The 16,981-nt window shown below is 72.2% G+C and carries 15 protein-coding genes; 7 read left to right on the top strand and 8 right to left on the bottom strand.

The genetic code is table 11. From position 1 onward, the window contains the following. Positions 1-22: 22 nt before the first annotated feature. The 3 genes from ACLBWX_RS12295 to ACLBWX_RS12285 form a co-directional block, all read right to left on the bottom strand. Positions 23-1,204 (bottom strand): cupin domain-containing protein, encoded by a 1,182-nt coding sequence (locus ACLBWX_RS12295; protein ID WP_447677348.1) that lies wholly within the window; start codon positions 1,202-1,204, stop codon positions 23-25. A gap of 215 nt (positions 1,205-1,419) precedes the next feature. After that, on the bottom strand, positions 1,420-2,769 hold the full coding sequence (locus ACLBWX_RS12290; protein ID WP_447677347.1) for a phage major capsid protein: 1,350 nt from the start codon (positions 2,767-2,769) through the stop codon (positions 1,420-1,422). Then, complete coding sequence (locus ACLBWX_RS12285) at positions 2,766-3,368, bottom strand: HK97 family phage prohead protease (RefSeq protein ID WP_447677346.1); 603 nt, start codon at positions 3,366-3,368, stop codon at positions 2,766-2,768. The genes ACLBWX_RS12290 and ACLBWX_RS12285 overlap by 4 nt, the downstream gene beginning before the upstream one ends. 189 nt (positions 3,369-3,557) lie before the next feature. Here ACLBWX_RS12285 and ACLBWX_RS12280 point away from each other — a divergent pair, with 189 nt between their 5' ends. Together ACLBWX_RS12280 and ACLBWX_RS12275 are read left to right on the top strand one after the other, a co-directional pair. Continuing rightward, complete coding sequence (locus ACLBWX_RS12280; protein ID WP_447677345.1) at positions 3,558-3,827, top strand: prevent-host-death protein; 270 nt, start codon at positions 3,558-3,560, stop codon at positions 3,825-3,827. Then, positions 3,824-4,270, top strand: coding sequence for a type II toxin-antitoxin system VapC family toxin (locus ACLBWX_RS12275; RefSeq protein ID WP_447677344.1), 447 nt, complete (start codon positions 3,824-3,826; stop codon positions 4,268-4,270). Before ACLBWX_RS12280 ends, ACLBWX_RS12275 begins: the two co-directional genes overlap by 4 nt. Positions 4,271-4,310: 40 nt before the next feature. On the opposite strand, the gene ACLBWX_RS12270 is transcribed toward ACLBWX_RS12275, so the two are convergent. From ACLBWX_RS12270 to ACLBWX_RS12260, 3 genes are read right to left on the bottom strand one after another with little or no spacing between them, the layout of a single operon-like run. Then, entirely contained in the window at positions 4,311-5,477 is a 1,167-nt protein-coding gene (locus tag ACLBWX_RS12270; RefSeq protein ID WP_447677343.1) for a phage portal protein, read from the bottom strand. 35 nt (positions 5,478-5,512) lie between these two features. Continuing rightward, on the bottom strand, positions 5,513-6,793 hold the full coding sequence (locus ACLBWX_RS12265) for a DNA-packaging protein (RefSeq protein ID WP_447677342.1): 1,281 nt from the start codon (positions 6,791-6,793) through the stop codon (positions 5,513-5,515). After that, the gene (locus tag ACLBWX_RS12260; RefSeq protein ID WP_447677341.1) at positions 6,738-7,475 is read right to left on the bottom strand and encodes a hypothetical protein; all 738 of its coding nucleotides are present in this window, start codon (positions 7,473-7,475) and stop codon (positions 6,738-6,740) included. The genes ACLBWX_RS12265 and ACLBWX_RS12260 overlap by 56 nt, the downstream gene beginning before the upstream one ends. Positions 7,476-7,933: 458 nt before the next feature. Here ACLBWX_RS12260 and ACLBWX_RS12255 point away from each other — a divergent pair, with 458 nt between their 5' ends. Both ACLBWX_RS12255 and ACLBWX_RS12250 read left to right on the top strand, forming a co-directional pair. Next, a complete protein-coding gene (locus ACLBWX_RS12255) occupies positions 7,934-11,980 on the top strand; it encodes a diguanylate cyclase domain-containing protein (protein WP_447677340.1) in 4,047 nt (1,348 codons plus the stop codon). Positions 11,981-12,085: 105 nt separating this feature from the next. Beyond that, entirely contained in the window at positions 12,086-12,502 is a 417-nt protein-coding gene (locus tag ACLBWX_RS12250) for a cupin domain-containing protein (protein ID WP_447677339.1), read from the top strand. Between the two features lie 27 nt (positions 12,503-12,529). Here the strand turns inward: ACLBWX_RS12250 and ACLBWX_RS12245 are convergent, their stop codons facing one another. After that, positions 12,530-13,099 carry an SH3 domain-containing protein gene (locus ACLBWX_RS12245; RefSeq protein ID WP_447677338.1) on the bottom strand — a complete coding sequence of 190 codons (570 nt, stop codon included), beginning with the start codon at positions 13,097-13,099 and terminating at the stop codon, positions 12,530-12,532. A gap of 280 nt (positions 13,100-13,379) precedes the next feature. Here ACLBWX_RS12245 and ACLBWX_RS12240 point away from each other — a divergent pair, with 280 nt between their 5' ends. The 3 genes from ACLBWX_RS12240 to ACLBWX_RS12230 all read left to right on the top strand — a co-directional run bounded on the left by ACLBWX_RS12240 (position 13,380) and on the right by ACLBWX_RS12230 (position 16,063). After that, a complete protein-coding gene (locus tag ACLBWX_RS12240) occupies positions 13,380-14,384 on the top strand; it encodes a 2-hydroxyacid dehydrogenase (RefSeq protein WP_447677337.1) in 1,005 nt (334 codons plus the stop codon). A gap of 144 nt (positions 14,385-14,528) precedes the next feature. Next, a complete protein-coding gene (locus ACLBWX_RS12235; RefSeq protein WP_447677336.1) occupies positions 14,529-15,569 on the top strand; it encodes a sensor histidine kinase in 1,041 nt (346 codons plus the stop codon). Positions 15,570-15,637: 68 nt separating this feature from the next. Continuing rightward, positions 15,638-16,063, top strand: a complete 426-nt coding sequence (locus ACLBWX_RS12230) for a SufE family protein (RefSeq protein WP_447677335.1) — start codon at positions 15,638-15,640, stop codon at positions 16,061-16,063. Positions 16,064-16,085: 22 nt separating this feature from the next. Here the strand turns inward: ACLBWX_RS12230 and ACLBWX_RS12225 are convergent, their stop codons facing one another. Next, the gene (locus ACLBWX_RS12225) at positions 16,086-16,892 is read right to left on the bottom strand and encodes a DUF6456 domain-containing protein (protein WP_447677334.1); all 807 of its coding nucleotides are present in this window, start codon (positions 16,890-16,892) and stop codon (positions 16,086-16,088) included. Between the last annotated feature and the right edge of the window lie 89 nt (positions 16,893-16,981).

Here is a 16,981-nt window from a genome sequence, read left to right as displayed (position 1 = left end):
CCGGCCGGAGACAGGCCCGGCCTCAGGCCGGCCGGCTGAAGGTCTGCGCCGCGGCCGGGAAGGCGGCGACCTCCGGCTCGCTGAGGCCGAGATTGGCGGCGAGCAGGTGGCGGGGCGCCTGCGCCAGCCACGCCGAGAGCGAGGTCTCGGTATAGGTGGCGCTGTCGTGCACGCCGACGATCTCGGCGGTCTCCGCTCCGATGTTCTCCACCGAATGCCCGCAGGAGCGGGGGAGGTAGGCGCAATCGCCGGGGCCGAGATCCGCCACGGCCAGGCGCTTGTCCTGGCCGAACAGGGTCACGCGCGTCCGTCCCCGCACGACGTAGTGCCACTCGTTGGCGGCGGGATGCCAGTGCGGCGCGTGGATCGCCCCGGGGACGAGGGTGAGCAGAAGCCCGGTCATGCCCGACGAGACCGGGAAGGCGCTCGCCGGGGCCACCCGCAGGGCGCTGCCGCCCGCCTCGGCCACCGCACCGGCCTCGGCGATGGCGAAGCGATGCGAGCGCACCGGCGGCAGCGGCCGCGCCGCGAGGGCGGCCGGGCCGTCGCGGGACACGACGGGTCCCTGCATGATGTAGGTCTCGCCCGCGGGCATGGCGGCTAGGGTCGCGTCCGGCACGCCGAGGGCGTGGCCCAGCATGGCCGGATCGAAGCGGCTCATCCAGTCGGTCAGCCCGAAGGTGCCGTGCTCGCCGTAGAGGCCGTCGTCGAAGGCCAGGATGGCGTGGCACGGCTCGGCCCCGAGCGTCTGGATCGCGTGCGCGTGCCCGGCGGGAAAGTACCAGGTGTCCCCGGGCGCGAAATTGACGATCTCCATCGCGCCCGCGCCGTCGATCACCGTCGCCTGGCAATGCCCGGCGACGATGTAGCCCCACTCGGAGGAGGCGTGCCAGTGCATCTCGCGCACCCCACCCGGATTGAGGAACAGGTGCGCGCCCGCGATCCCCGTGGCGATGGGGAGCTGCCGGGTGGTGACGTCGCGGGCCCAGCCGCCGGAGGTCGCCTTGATCGGGCCGGCATCGAGCGAGGCCGTGAAGGCGGGCGCCGCCCCGGGCTTGCGCGGAATCGTGCGCAGGAAGCTGGAGGCCGGGGCGACGTCGGCTCCGGCGGCATGGCCGTCGTCCAGGGCGAAGGCCGGGCTCGCCGCGAGGCCGCCCCCGGCCGCGAGAACCCCGAGGAAGAAACGGCGATTGGTCTGGTCCATCGAGGTCCCCTGCGCTGACGGGCGCCGCATCGCGGCCGGCTGACGTCCACCGGTGCGCCCCGCTGCGAGGTCAGCACTCCGGTCCGGCCGGGGCATCATGCATTTGGTGGACGCACCGGCGGGTTTGCCGTCATGCACAGACGCCGGCGCCCGCCCGCATCGACACCCGCCCCCGAGGCGGGTGCCCCGGGCCCGGAGGCCCGGAGGCCGTCCGCTCACGCCGCGAAGGACAGGAGCTTGATCGCGTCGAAGTCCTGCACGCCGCCGCCGACCCGCTTGGTGGTGTAGAACAGCACGTAGGGCTTGGCCGAGTAGGGGTCGCGCAGCACCCGCAGGCCGGCGCGGTCCACCACGAGGTAGCCGCGCCGGAAGTCGCCGAAGGCGACCGAGAGGCTGTTCGCCGCCGCGTTCGGCATCGCCTCCGCCTCGGCCACCGGGAAGCCCATCAGGGTCGCGGCTTGCCCGGCGGCCAGGGGCGGCTGCCACAGGTAGTTGCCGTCCGCGTCCTTGAACTTGCGGATCGTGCTCTGCAGGCGCCGGTTCATCACGAAGGCGGCGTTCTGGCGGTAGCCCGCCCGCAGGCCGTAGACGAGGTCGAACAGCACGTCCGAGGGGTTGGCCGCCGGGAAGGCGCCGGCGGCGCCCGTCGACACGGTCCCGATCTTGCCCGGTACCCAGGCGGTGTTCGCCACCAGGTCGTAGGTGAGGAACCCGCGCGGGCGGCTCGAGCCGTTGCCGGTGACGAAGGCGATGCCCTCCTGCTCGGCGAAGGTCGTCTCGACCTCGTCGGCGAGCCAGGAATCGATGTCCACGATGGCGTCGTCGAGGAGCGTCTGCGTCGCCGCCGGCATGGCGTAGAGTTCCATCGCCGGGAAGGTCAGCTCGGACAGGACCGGCGAGTCGGTCTGCGCCCGCGGCGCGGTCTCGGCGACCCAGCCCGCGACGGCGTCGCGCACCGAGACCGCGCGCTTGTACTGCCCGCCGGAGATGACCCGCACGGTGGCGAGAGCCCGGATCGGCGACAGGTTGGCGAGCCGCGTCAGCACCATGCGCTCGACCTCGGCCGGCACGAGGTAGCCGCCGTCCGGCCCGGAGCCGGCCGAGAGGGCCTTCTCCTCCAGCCGCTTGAGGCCGCCGCTCTCGCCGGCCCGGACATAGAGGTCGAAGGCGGCCTTGTGCTCGTGGCTGGCGCCGTCGCGCGGGGCCGCGTCCCGTCCCGAGAAGCCGCCGGCCCCCAAGGGCGGGCGGCGGCCGTCGAGGGTGAGGCGGTCGAGGCGTGTGCGCGCCGTGTCGAGGGCGGCGTCGATGCGGGCGAGCTTTTCCTCGGTCAGCACGTCGCCGGGGGCGCGGCCCTCGATCGCGGCCAGTCGCGCGTCGTTGGTCTCCTTGAACGCCTCGAAGGCGCGGGCGAGTTCGGCCATGGCGGTGCCCACCGCCGGGTCGTTCGGCGCCGGGTCGTGCGGGGCGCGGCCGGCGGCCTTGTCCTCCAGGGGCGGCAGGGCGCCCTTCACCTCGGGGGCGCGCGGTGCGGTGGCGTGGGTCTCGAACGGGACGGGGACGGTCATGCGAACCTCGCGGAGCGGGCGGGACGAATGGCGGCGGGCCGGAACCCGGGCCGGGTGGAGGGGAAAGCCGCGCGCCGGGGCGGCGCCATGCGGTGGGCCAGGGCCCGGATGTCCTGCGCCAGGGCGGTGCTCGCCTGGGAGGCCGCTGCCGGGGCCTGGGAGGCCGCTGCCGGAGCCCTGGAGAAAGCCTGTGCCGGGGCGGCGATCCGCGCGCCCGTCTGGAGCGGGAAGGTGACCAGGGAGATCTCCCACAGGTCGATCGCATCCAGCCGGCGCAGACCGCCGCGCTGGGGCTGCGCCCGCACCGTGCGGAAGCCGATGGAGAGTCCGTCGAGCCCGCCCTCGCCGAGGAGGGCATCGAGCTCGCGGGCGCGACGGACGGCGAGGTTGAGCTGGCCCGCCACGCGCAGGCCGCGGGCATCCTCGCGCAGGGAGAGCCAGCGCCCCACCGGCTCGGCCGGATCGTGCTGCCAGAGCATCCGCACCCCCGCGACGCCCCGCGCCGCGAGGCTCGCCGCGAAGGCGCCCGGCGCCACCACGTCGCGCCCGAGGTCGGGCACGCCGAACAGGCTGGCATAGCCGCTGAAATGGCCGTCCATGGGAGACTCCGCCGCGTGGGTTGAGGTTCGAACGGCTTCTCGCCCGGCTCGTCGTTCGAGCCGCTTCGGTCGGGCACCCGCGAAGTGCCGGGTGCGGGCGGTGTGCAAGGCCGACGGCTTCGTCAGGCTTGGCGTTGACCGCCCGGACCCCTATGCGTACACATCTTGTGTACACATCCGAGGCGGGTCATGATCGAGGACGAGAAGGCTTTGCCCCGCGCGCCGCGGAAAGTCGGCGTGCGCGAATTTCGCGGGAATTTCGCCGGCTTCATGCGGCAGGTGCGTCATGGCGCTTCCTTCGCGGTGACAGCCCGCAACGAGGTGATCGCGCTCGTTCATCCTCCCCAGCCCGCACCGCGGCGCCGGCCCGGCGCTTTGCGCGGACAGATCGAGATGGCGCCGGATTTCGATGTCCTGTCGCCCGAGTTGCTGGCCGCCATGGAAGGCGAGGAGGGGTGAGACTCCTCCTCGACACACATGCCCTGCTCTGGTGGCTGCTCGCGGACACGAGGCTCGGCCGGGCCGCCCAGGACCTGATCGCGGACCCCGCCAACGACGTTCTCGTCTCGGTCGCCTCCCTCTGGGAAATCCAGGTGAAGGTCCGGGTCGGGAAGCTGAAGGCCGATCTCGGCACCATCCTCGACGCGGTGGGGGACCAGGGCTTCGAACTCGTCGGGATCACTCCGGCGCATCTGCTGGCCCTCGCCGACCTCCCGCGGCACCACGGGGACCCGTGGGATCACCTGCTCATCGCTCAGGCCAATGTCGAGGGCGCCGTCTTCGTCACCGAAGACCGGCACGTTCCGGCCTATCCCGTCGCTTTCGTGAGCTGCTCGGGATCCGGGCCGGCGCGGCTGCCGGGTCGGTCCGGACGGGAACCGCCGGGGTCCGGCGAACCCTGAGGCAGCGGACCCGCGGTCCGGGCCTGCGGTCCGTCCGACCCTAACGTGGCCCGTAGCCCACCGCCGCGCGCTTCTCCGCCTCGGTGAGGAAATCCGCGGCCTGGACCCGGCGCCACAGGCTCTCGCGCTCGGGGGCCAGGGCCTCGATGGCGTCGAGGTCGGGCTCCAGGCGTGCGGGGCCGAAGGCCGGCTCCAGCCACTGGGCCAGGGCCTCGGCGGTGCGCCGCACCAGGGGGATCACGGTCTGGCGGTAGAAGGCCCGGTTGGCCTCGGCGTAGTTGGCGTGGGTGTTGTCGCCGGGCAGGCCCAGCAGCAGGGGCGGCACCCCGAAGGCCAGCGCGATCTCGCGGGCGGCCCCGCTCTTGGCCTCGACGAAATCCATGTCCTTGGGCGAGAGCGCCAGGGGCTTCCAGTCGAGACCGCCCTCCAGCAGCAGGGGCCGCCCGGCATTGCCGGCGCCCTGGTAGTTCGCCTCGAGCTCGCCCTTGAGCCGGGTGAACTGCGCATCGCTCAGGGTGGAGCCGCTCTGGGTCGCGAAGACCAGGGCGCCGGAGGGGCGCGCCGCGTTGTCGAGCAGCGCCTTGTTCCAGGCGCCGGCCGCGTTGTGGATGTCGAGGGCCACGGCCGCCGCCTCCATCGGCGAGAGGCCGTAATGGTCGTCGGTGGGGTGGAACAGGGTGAGGTGGAGGATCGGCGGCACGCCGTCCCCGCCCTGGTCGAAGCGCAGGGTGCGGCCGCCCACCGCGTAGTCGTAGGCCGCCGGCCAGCCGTCGGGGCCGGGCACCACCCGCATCCGGTCGGGCCGCAGGGCGTGGAGCTCGCGGGGCACGCCGTCGAGGCCCGTCGCCTGGAGGTAGGCGTTCCCCGAGACCATCAGGTGCCCGTAGAGCGCTTCGAGCAGCGCCGCCCCGCCCTGGCGGGGGTTCGGCCGGGCCAGCAGCGCCTCCAGGGGATGCGGTCCGGCGGCGCCCGTCCCCACCAGCCCGAGCGGCAGGGCGGCGGCGGCCTCGGCCACCAGCCGCACGGCCCGGTGCACGATGGCGTTGCGCTGGAAGCCCTCGCGCGCCAGCGCCCCGATGTCGCGCGGGGTCCAGGTGGCCCGGCCCTCGCCGTAGAAGGCGACGCCGACGCCCGCGAGGGGCGCCGCCTTGGTGTCGGGGGCCGCGGGCGCGGCCCGGCGCACGAGCCGGGAGAGGAGGTTCGCCATCGGGGCCTCGCGGGAGGAACGGATCGGGGGAGCGCCTAGAGGCGCCGGATGCGCGGCTCGGGGCCGCCGCGCAGGAGGAGGTGCGTCAGCGCCCAGACCAGGGCGTCGAGGCGGTCCGGCGAGGCGCCGGAGGAGAGGCCGTCCGGCCCGAAGTCGCAGAGTTCGTCCTCCAGCGCCGGCAGGGCGCCGACATGGTGGACGCGCCCCTTCGCGTAGAGCATCGAGACCGGCTCGGCCCGCAGATACTTGCCGCGCGTGGCCCGCACGGGGGTCACCGGCACCGCGGCATCGACCTGGTGCAGGACGGCGCTGGCCATCTCGCCGCCCTGGTTGACCTCGACCACGAGGCTGTCGGCGGCCAGGCGGTGGTAGAGCGCCAGCGCCGCCGAGGCCCAGGCCTCGGGGGCGGCGCGGGCCAGAGTGGCGTCGGCCAGCACGTAGGCGTGGCCGGCGGCGTCGAGGCCGGCGGCGACGATCCCGCAGGCATCCGCCCCGGCCTTCGAGGAGGCCGGCGGGTCCACCGCCACGACGATGCGGCGCAGGTCCGCCGGCGCCGCCGGGACGCGGGCCGCCTCCAGGCGGTCGCGGGTCCAGAGGGCGTCGGCGCGGTCCTCGATCAGCTCGCCGTCGAGCTCCTGGCGCCCGAGGCGGGTGCCGCTGTAGCGCCCCACCACCGCCTCGAGGAAGGCCGGCGCGAGGTTGGCGGCGTTGTCGGCGGTGCGCGCCCGGCTGACCACCGTCCGCGGATCGGCCAGGATCCGCCGCAGCAGCGGGATCGGCCGGGGCGTGGTGGTGACGAGGCCGCGCGGCCGGTGCCCGAGGCGCAGGCCGAACTGGATCATGTCGTAGGCGGCCTCCGCGTAGCGCCACTTGGCGATCTCGTCCGACCAGACCGCGCCGAATTGCGGTCCGCGCAGGGAATCCGGCTCCTCGGCCGAGAAGGCGAGGCCGACCGCGCCGTTGTCCCATTCGAGGCGCCGGCGCGAGGGCGACCAGCGCGGCCGCCGCCCGGGCAGGCCGAGGAGGCCGGAGGGCCCCTCCACCATGACGTCGCGCACATCCGCGAAGGTCTCGCCCACGAGGGCGATGCGCCCGACCGGCCGGGTCGTGAAGGCCGGGTCGCCCAGCGCCAGCGCGCGGACCCACTCGGCCCCCGTGCGGGTCTTGCCCGCGCCGCGCCCGCCGATCACCGCCCAGGTGGTCCAGTTCGCCAGGGCCGGGCAGGGCGGAAGCTGGTCGGCCCGGGCCGTCAGGAGCCAGTCAGTCGCCAGGGTCCGGATCTGGGAGGGCGGCAGGCTCGCCAGCAGGGCCGGCATCCGCCCGCTCGCCGCCGAGCGCCTCAGCGCGGCGCGCGATCTCCGCGCGCAGGGCGGGCAGATCGTCGGCGGGCAGATCGTCGGCCGGCTGGCCGCTCCCGTCGTCGTCGCCGCTGCGGGAATCCCACCCATCGCGTCCTCCTCGCCCGTCATCCGTGGTCTCGTCGAGGAGGCGCTTCAGCCCGCCGAGGTCGCGCAGGACGCGGGCGCTGTCGAAGGCCGGGGCGCCCGCCGCTCCGTTCAGCGCGGCGTCGAAATGCAGGATCTGCCGGGCGATCTGCGCCCGGAGCGCCGCCCGCATCCGGCGGGGATCGGCGTCCAGCCCCAGGGCGCGCCCGACCTCGCCGGGCCGGCGTCCGTCCAGACCGCATTGGGCGAACAGGGCCTCGGCCCTGTGCCGGGCCACGCCCAGCGCCACGGCCAGGTCGCCGATGTCGATCCAATCCTCCCGGTAGAGCCGGGCCACCGCCGCCCGCCGCGCCGGCTTCCAGCGCTCGGGGGTGAAGGCCGTCGAGGCCGTCGCCGCGGCGGGGCGCCAGCCGAAGCGCTTGTTCCAGGTCCGGATGGTGGTGACCCGCACGCCGGTCTCGGCCGCGATCGCGGTGACGGGCCGCTGGGTGTCGCGCATGGCCGTCGCGACGGCATCCCGGATCGACGCGACGATCGGCACGAGCTTCGCCAAGGCCGCCTCCCTCGCCACTCACACTTCTTGAGCGTGCCGTATGGATACCTCAGGAGCGTCGCGCTGTCAAACATAAAATCCTATTAGGTGATTTTATTCGTAGGTCGCACGGGGCTGCCGCCCTCGCTCGATCCGGAGTCCCGGGAGCCGGGATCGCCGCCGCAGGGTGTTTGCGGGCCGCCCGCGCGGGCCGGTCGACGGCTCCGGAGAACCCGCATCGCAACCGGTGAACCTCCGAAGACGGCGACCTCGCAGCGCCGTGCCCCGACGCGGATCCAAGGGTCTTTCCGAGAACAGAGAAGGTATTCGCTGGTCTCGGTACGCTATCCGGCCCACCTTTCCGCCCGGGAGATCTTGGGCGGAAGTCTTCCGATGGCTGCCTGCGATGGCAACGCGATCTTAGCACTTTGTCTGCACGATCCCGGTTCCGATCGGCCGCTTCTCGTCTGGGTATTCCGGTGTCACGCCCGCGCACGTCGAACATGGAGAGCCCGACCCACCTCTCGCGCGTGATCACTGTTTTCAGTGTGGCGGTCGTGGTGGTTCTCTGCGCCATGACCGGCGGCGTCGTCCTGAACATGCGCGCGCATGCCTGGAGCCAAGCCACTCTCACCTCGGAGACCCTCCTCCGCAGCGCCGAGCGCACCCTCGACCGCGACATCGAACTCTACGATCTCTCGCTCCAGGCCGTCGTCGACAGGCTCCAGACGCCGGAGCTGGAGGGCATTTCCCCGGAGGTCCGGCGGCTCGCGCTCTTCGACCGGGCCTCCACGGCACCGGGTTTCGGCTCCATCTTCGTCCTGGACGCGCACGGACAAGCCTACGTCGATTCCAACTCGGTCGTTCCGCGCCCCCTGAACGCGTCGGACCGCGGCTACTTCCAGGTCCATCGGGACCGTGCGGATCTCGGCCTGCATATCGGCCGACCGATGCTGTCCAATGTGAGCGGCCGGTTCGTGCTCCCGCTGAGCCGCCGCGTCGGCTACGCGGACGGGTCGTTCGCCGGGGTCGTCATCGGAACCATCGAGGTCGCCTACTTCACGGAGATCTTCCGCCGCCTCAACACCGAGGCGACGGCCGCCATCAACCTCTTCCACGACGACGGGATCCTGATCGTCCGAACGCCGGCCGATTCCCTCGTGCCCGGCCGCGACATGTCCGCCGTGGCGAGTGTCCAGCGCTTCATCCGGGAGGAGGCGGGTCAGCTGATCGCGTCGTCGGCCATGGACGGCGTCGAACGCCTGTACACCTTCAAGCGCGTCGGACGCTGGCCGCTGCGCGTCAACGTGGCCCTCAGCATCGCCGCGATCACCGAGGCCTGGCGGCCCAAGGCCCTCGCCCTCGCCCTCGTCCTGGTCTCGATGTGTGCCGGCACGAGCATCCTGGCGATCTTCCTCCACCGGGAGCTTCGCCGCCGGATGAGCGCGGAGGACGCCGCGGAGGGGACGCGCCTCGAACTCGTCCGCCTCGCGAGCACCGATGCCCTGACGGGGCTGGCGAACCGCCGGCGGTTCGACGAGGCGCTGGCGGCGGGGCGCGCGGATGCCCGGCCGGACGCCCTGGCGCTGCTGCTGTTCGATACCGACCGATTCAAGCGCTACAACGATCTGTACGGTCACCTGGCGGGCGACCGGGTGCTGAAGGCCATCGCCGCCACCCTGATGCGCGAGGCCCGCGCCACGGGCGGCCTCGCCTGCCGGATTGGCGGTGAGGAATTCGCGCTGATCCTCTCCCCCGCGACCCAGGCGGAGGCCGTCGCCTGCGCCGACCGCGTCCGCCGGGCCATCGAATCGGAGGGGATTGCGCATGCCGGCCAGGATCACGGCGTCGTCACCGTCAGCTGCGGCGTCGTGCACGCCGCGCACGGCCCCGGCCTGACGACGGAAGCGTGGTTCGAGGCCGCGGACGTCGCCCTCTACGAGGCCAAGCGGCAGGGCCGCAACCGGGTGCTGGTCGCGGGCGCGCCGGGCGAGGGGAGTCCGTCGGGCGAGCCGGCCTCTCCGGTGCCCGGAGGGTCCTGCGGGCGCCTCGCGGGAGGCGATGCCGAGGGCGAATTGCAGCGGATCCTGAAGCGCTACACCGCCCTGATCGATGCCAGCGCCTCGACGGTCTGGCGGGCCTGCCCGGATGGCCGCATCATCGACAGCGGGGACTGGGAGCGTCAGACGGGCCAGGTCCAGGGGGCCGCCGGGGGCGACGGGTGGCTCGACGTCGTCCATCCCGAGGACCGCGCCCACGCCCTGTCGGCGTGGCGCAGGATCACGGCATCGGCGGAGACCGGCGTCGTCGAGTACCGGGCCCGCCACGCGGCCGGCGGCTACCGCTGGATCTCGGCCCGCGCCGTCCCGCTGAAGGACGAAACCGGCCGGATCGTCGAGTGGGTCGGCGTCGCGACGGACATCCACGAGGCGCGCCTGGCCACGGACGCTCTGCGCATCCAGGAGGAGCGCCATCGCCTCGCCGTGCTCGCGACGCGCGACGCCATCTGGGACTGGGACCTGGCGACCGACGCGACCCAGTGGAGCGAGACCGCCCCGCATCTGTTCGGGGAAGGCGATTCCGGAACCGATCAGGGCGGCGAATGGTGGGCCGGCCGGATCCACCCGGATGACCGGGCCCGCGTCCTGGCCTCCGTCCGGGACGCCGTCGGGGGACCGGACAGCCGGTGGGACGAGGCGTACCGCTTCCTGCGCGTCGACGACACCTACGCGGAGGTGATCGACCGGGGCTTCATCATCCGGGACGAGGCCGGGCGGGCCCTGCGCATGGTGGGGGCGATGCACGACGTCACCCAGCAGCGCGAGGCCAACTCCGCCCTGCGAAGCAGCGAGGAGCGCCTGCGCCTGGCGCTCCAGGCGGGGCGCATGGTCGCCTGGGAGCGGGACATGACGACGGGGTTGGCCACCCGCTCCGCCAACTCGGTCGCCCTCCTCGGGATCGGCTCGGGGTCGATCGCGCTGCTGATCGACCAGGTCCACCCGGCCGATCGGCCGCAGGTCGAGAATTTCGTCGCCTATGGCGGGACCGCGCACGCGGTCGAGTTCCGGTATCGGCATCCCGCGGGGCCGATGATGTGGCTCATCATGCGGGCCGATCGGGTCACGGACGACCGGATCGTGGGCATCACCTTCGACATCACGGACCGCAAGCGCGCCGAGGAGCATGCCTGGGCGGTCGCCCATCACGACGGCCTCACGGGCCTCGCCAACCGCGGCTTCTTCCTGCAGCAGCTCGAGGCGGCGCTGACGGAGGCGGAGCGGGCGGGGTCGTGCGTCAGCCTGCTGCTGATCGACCTCGACGGGTTCAAGGACGTGAACGAGACCCTGGGCCACGACGTGGGGGACGCCGTGCTCGTCGAGGTCGCCGAGCGCCTGCGGGCCGGTCTCGGCCCTCGGGATGCGGTGGCGCGCCTCGGCGGCGACGAGTTCGCGCTGCTCCTGACCGAGCCGTCGGAGCTGGCGCAGACGGTCCGGCTGGCATCGACGCTGCTGGAGCGCCTCCACGAGCCCCTGACCTATCGGGGGCAGACGCTCACCTGCAAGGCCAGCATCGGGATCACCGCGTTTCCCGACCACCACCGCGATGGCCTCGAACTGCTCAAGGACGCGGATATCGCGCTCTACCGCGCCAAGGCGTCGGGGCGGAACCGGGCCGTGCTGTTCGATCCGTCCATGCGGGCCGAAACCGAACGACGCGTCGGCCTCATCGCGGAAATCCGCGCCGGGATCGAGGCCGGCGAGTTCCTGCCCTTCTATCAGCCCAAGGTCTGCCTGCGGACCGGGGCCGTCGTCGGCTTGGAGGCTCTGGCGCGCTGGCAGCATCCGACCCGGGGCCTGGTGACGCCGGGTTATTTCGGGGCCGTCTTCGAAGATCCCGAACTCGCGACGGCCCTGGGGGATTGCCTGCTCCGGCAGATCGCCGCCGACATGCGGGCCTGGCTCGGGGACGCCCTCGCCTTCGGTCGCGTCGCGGTGAACTTCGCCTCAGCCGAGTTCCGGAGGGCGGACCTCGCCGGGCATGTCCTCGACGTCCTGGCTCAGTTCCAGGTCCCGGCCGCGTCCTTCGAGCTGGAGATCACCGAGACCGTCTTCCTGGGGCAGGGCTCCCAGTGCGTGCCGCAGACGCTCCAGCGCCTGCGCGACGCGGGCGTGCTGGTGACCCTCGACGATTTCGGCACGGGCTTCGCGTCCCTGACCCATCTGAAGCAGTTCCCGGTGGGCCACATCAAGGTGGACCAGAGCTTCGTGCGTGACATGGAGAAGGACCGGGACGACGCCGCCATCGTGGCGGCGGTGATCGGCCTCGGGCACAGCCTGGGTCTCCAGGTCACGGCGGAAGGCATCGAGACCCGGGGACAGGCGGAGCAGCTGGTCCGGATGGGATGCGACTACGCGCAGGGCTATCTCTACGCGAAGCCGATGATCGGCGCGCGCATCCCCTGGTTCGTGCGGAACGGGAGCGGCGCCGCGCCAGCGTGTCACGAGGCGCAGCGGGCCTCCGCGTGAGGCCGGCCCGCTTTCCTGACCATCCGGGCGGCGGCCCGCTCCCTCCCGCCGCGTTTTCGGCTAGGTTGCCGGAATCGGGCGAGGAACGGGAAGGACATGCGGGCGATGAGTAGGGACAGCCTGACGGCGCACGGCGTCTTCGACGTGGCGGAGCAGGCCGCGCGCCTGCCCGAGACCTCCGACACCCTGGTGGCGGATCACCGCTTCACCGACGATCCGGCGGCGAGCGCCCGGGTGTTCCGGGTCTACCACCCGACGCCGCCGCACAGCCACGCCTCCTGCGACGAGTATCTCTACGTCCTGTCCGGGCGCTGCCTGATGAAGTTCGGCGACGAGACCCCCGTGGAGGTCGGCCCCGGCAAGCTCGTGTTCTTCAAGCGCGGGGTCGTGCACTCGGTGCCGGAGATCCTCGAGCAGCCGATGGTGTTCCTCTCCGTCGACACCCCGCGGCGCGAGCCCCGCGACATCCGCTTCGTCGCCGACGGCACGGGCACGCCCGACACCTTCATCCGGCAATCGTGAGCGGCGGGCGCTCGGAAGGCGCCGGGCCTACTCGACCTTCTCGTTGGGGTAGACGCCCCAGAGCCGGTCCTGCCGGATGTAGCCGTCCACGTCGCCACGCCGCTGGGGCATCGCCACGATGATCCGGCACCAGGCGCCGGTGCAGGTCTTGACGCTGCCGATGACGCCGGCCTGGAGGCGCGCCTCCTCGCCGGAGGCCTCGTCGGCCCTGGCGTAGAGCGGCACCGGGACCTTGTCGCCCCCCTTGTCACCCCCCTTGCCGGCGGTGACGATGGAGGTGCGCCGGCCCGAGAGCAGTGAGTGCAGCACCCAGCCCTCGGTGCCCTCCGAATCGCGGATGCGGCGCCAGGTCTCGAACTCGGCCACGATCTCCACCGGCAGGCCGGCGCGCTGGAACACCCAGAGGGTTCGGTGGTCCTTGGACGGGCCTTCGCGCAGGTTGACCCGGTCGGTCTTCAGGCTGGCGTAGCGCGGCAGCGGCAGCTTCGTCACCGGCCCCAGGGCCACGTCCGGCCCAGCTCCCGGCGCCGGGGCGGCCGCGGCGGCGCCGGCCGACAGGAGGGTCGCGAGGGTGAGGAGCAGGGCAGGCGCGCGCATCGTCCGATGATCCTTCACGCTGTCCGGAGCGGTCGTCGCCGAAGGCTGGCGGGCGGCCCCGGCGTGCATTGTGTTCCGCGGCCTCTCTGGTAGAGAGGCCTTGAGGGTCGAGAGGACCCCGGGATCGCGGCCTTCCGGCCGACGGCCCGGTCGTCTCGAATGTCTTGACCGGTGCGTGGTTAACGCACGGTAAGCCTGCGGCGTCGCCCCGCATCGCCGATCGCGCCGGAGACCGGCCGGGTCGGATGCGGGCAGGCGGTGCCGTTCGCGGGGAGGGTGCATGTCGTCGTTGAAGCGCAAGCCGCTCGTGGTCGTCACGCGGCGCCTGCCCGAGGTCGTCGAGACGCGCATGCGCGAGCTCTTCGAGATCCGACTCAACACCGACGATGCCGCGATGGCGCCCGACGCCCTGATGGCGGCCCTGCGCGAGGCCGACGTCCTGGTCCCGACGGTGACCGACGAGATCGATTCGGGCCTCCTCGCCCAGGCCGGGCCGAACCTGCGGCTGATCGCCAACTTCGGCAACGGCGTCGATCACATCGACGTCGCCGCGGCTCTGGAGCGCGGCATCACCGTCACCAACACCCCCGGCGTCCTCACCGAGGACACCGCCGACATGACCATGGCGCTGATCCTCGCCGTGGCCCGCCGCGTCACCGAGGGCGCCCGGATCATCCCGGACGACGCCTGGACCACCGGCTGGTCGCCGACCTGGATGCTCGGCCGCCGAATCACGGGCAAGCGCCTCGGCATCGTCGGCATGGGCCGGATCGGCCAGGCCCTGGCCCGCCGGGCCAAGGCCTTCGGCCTGCAGATCCATTATCACAATCGCCGGCGCGTGCCGGCCCAGATCGAGCGCGACCTCGACGCGACCTACTGGGAATCCCTCGACCAGATGCTGGCGCGCGTCGACATCGTGTCGGTGAACTGCCCGCATACGCCGGCGACGTACCACCTGCTCTCGGCCCGCCGCCTCAAGCTGCTGAAGCCCGAGGCGGTGGTGGTGAACACCGCCCGCGGCGAGGTCATCGACGAGACCGCCCTCGCCCGCCTCCTGGAGGCCGGCGACATTTCCGGCGCCGGCCTCGACGTGTTCGAGCAGGAGCCGGCGGTGAGCCCGCGCCTCGTCAAGCTCGCCCGCGCCGGCAAGGTCGTTCTTCTCCCCCATATGGGCTCGGCCACCCACGAGAGCCGCGTCGACATGGGCGAGAAGGTGATCATCAACATCAAAACCTTCATGGACGGGCACCGCCCGCCCGATCGCATCCTGCCGAGCATGCTCTGAGGTTCCCACCGTTCGACGGCATCCCAGTCGGCTGAGGATAAGGCCCCTCATCACAACGTAGGATCGGAACGGGCCCATGCCCGGCACGTTGACCGGCGCTGGCTAAGGCGGGGCCGGTGCTTGGAACGGGTGGATCGAAACATCATGGCCGCGGACACACCGTCGACCGAGGCGGCATCGGTGAATGTTATGGGGTACGGCGAGTTCCGGCATTTCGCCGATTTCGTACCCCTGATGATGTGGCGTGCCGATCCCCAGGGAGCTGCCGTCCACCACAACGAATCCTGGCTCGCCTTCACGGGACGGTCGGTTGAGGAGGAACTCGGGCACGGCTGGCGCCGTGGTCTCCATCCCGACGACCTCGAGCGTCACGCCGCCATCGTGGCCAAGGCCTTCGCCGCGCAGGAACCCTTCACCTCCGAATTCCGCCTGCGCCGTCACGACGGTGCCTACCGGTGGCTCCTCGATACTGCCAAGCCCTTGCGCGAGAACGGGGATTTCGTCGGATTCCTCGGCACGTGCTTCGACATCACCGACCGCAAGCATGCCGAGGAGCATTCCGAGCGGGCACTGGTGGAGAAGGAGGCGCTCCTCGCCGAGGTCTACCATCGGGTTCGCAACAACCTCCAGGTCATGGTCAGCCTGATCGGGCTCTACGGCCGCGCCGCGCCCGCGCCCTGCCGGGGTAGCTTCGAAGCCCTGGGCCAGCGGGTGCGCGCCATCGCCCTGGTGCAGCAACACCTGCACGAGGCCCCTCACATCGCCTCGATCGACCTGCGCGACTACCTGCACCGTCTCGCCTCCGGCCTCGGCCAATTGCGCCGGGCCGGGCGGATCGGCGTCACCGTCGGCGGCCAAGGCACCAGCCTGGTCGAGCCGCGCACCGCCAACGCACTCGGAATGATCGTCGCCGAGGTGGTGTCGGAATGCCTCGACACCACGGCCGAGACGGTCGCCTGCACCATCGCGATCCAGATCGATGCGGCGGCCGGAGGCCCCGTGCGTCTGAGCATCGTCTCCGGAGCGGGCGAGGGTGCCGCGCCCGGCAAGCTCGAGGTGCCGAACCTCGGTCCCCGTCTGATCGCCGCCTATGCCTCGCAGGCCGAGATCGCGGTGCGGGGCATCGGCACCGCCGCCGAGCCGCTGGAACTGCAACTGCCGGAGGTGCTGGCACCAGCCCCTTGAGGATCGCTTTGGTGCAGGTATGGACTATATGCGTGGGGTGCCGCCGCACAGGAGCCGCTCCCCCGATCATGCTTCCAGAAATCGAGACGATCATCGACAATTTCGGCATCCTCGATGAGGGACCGGACCGTTACGAGTACCTGATCGAACTCGGGCGCGCCCTGCCGCCGTTTCCGGAAGAATTGTTGACCGAGGCAAATCGGGTCCATGGCTGTGAGAGCCAGGTCTGGGTCGAATCCCACATCGACTGTTCCGAGACCCCGCCGCGCCTCCATCTGCGCGGGACCAGTGATTCGGTGATCACCAAGGGGCTGATCGCCCTCGTCATGGCCCTGCACGATGGAAAGGCGCCGGAGGACATCGCCAAGGTCGACGTCTTCCAGACTTTCAAGGAGATCGGCCTCGGCGCCCATTTGACTTCGAAGCGTTCCAATGGCGTCCGCGCCATGGCGGAGCGTATCCATCGGGATGCAATCCGCCTCACGGCCGCTTGAACTCGGTCGCAGGCGGCGCCTGTCAGCCCCGCTGCCTCGTCGGGCTGGCCGACTCCCGCCATAGGCGGAGACGGCTCCGATCCGGCCCCACCGCCTCGCGCTCCAGTCCGTAATGCTCGGCAAGCCGCGCCAGAGCGCTGCGGGCGACCACCTTGGCCGAGCGTGGCGGCCAGCGCCGCTCCGCCTCGATCCGTTCGAGGCCCTTGAGGAAGCCGCACAGGTCGATCAGCAGGCCGGAGAGATCGCTGCCGACGGCGTCGAGCGCCGATCGGACTCTCTGGCGGGCGGACAGCATTGCGTCGGAGCCGGCCGCTGGATCGCGCGGCCCGGACCCATCGACCTTCACCCCGCTCCAATCCTGGCCCATCCGAGGCATCAGGGCCGCCCCGGTCAGATCGCGGCGCAGGCGTTCGCCCGCCTCGAAGCAGGCTGCGTCGATGAGGGGCGCGCCGTCGCGGTTCCGCCGTCGCGCCATCCACGCCAGGGGGCTCTCGGAGGCATCCCTGACCGGCCGGCCCGGTTCGGTTGAACTGACGACGAGGTCGAGATGCTGTGCGAGGTAGGGCGTCTGCGGGCCGGCCATCTCCCGTCGCAGCCGAGCCCGTCCAGCCGGGCTGATTGTCAGCCGGGCTCGGCGTCCTGCTCCCTGTTCCGCCAGATCCTGTGCGAGCAGTTCGGTGCCTGCACTCCGGTTGAAGCGGCCACCCCCAACGGAGATGCCGTTGCCGCCTTCCCGAACGATCCAACCCTCGTCCTTGGTCGGATCGGGGATGGCGTAGGCGCTCTCCTTCGCCAGGGCATCGAGCAGCCGCCGCGCTTCGGCCGTCATCGTCTCGATCTCACGGCGGGGATGCGCGGATGTCGCGGCCGGGGAGCCGTACTCCCGAGCCGGACGCAGAACACCAGCCAACGGAAAGG

The sequence above is a fragment of the Methylobacterium sp. M6A4_1b genome, assembly GCF_053345175.1.
Note: the sequence above shows the minus strand (reverse complement) of the source record. Positions and strands in the feature narration are given on the sequence as shown.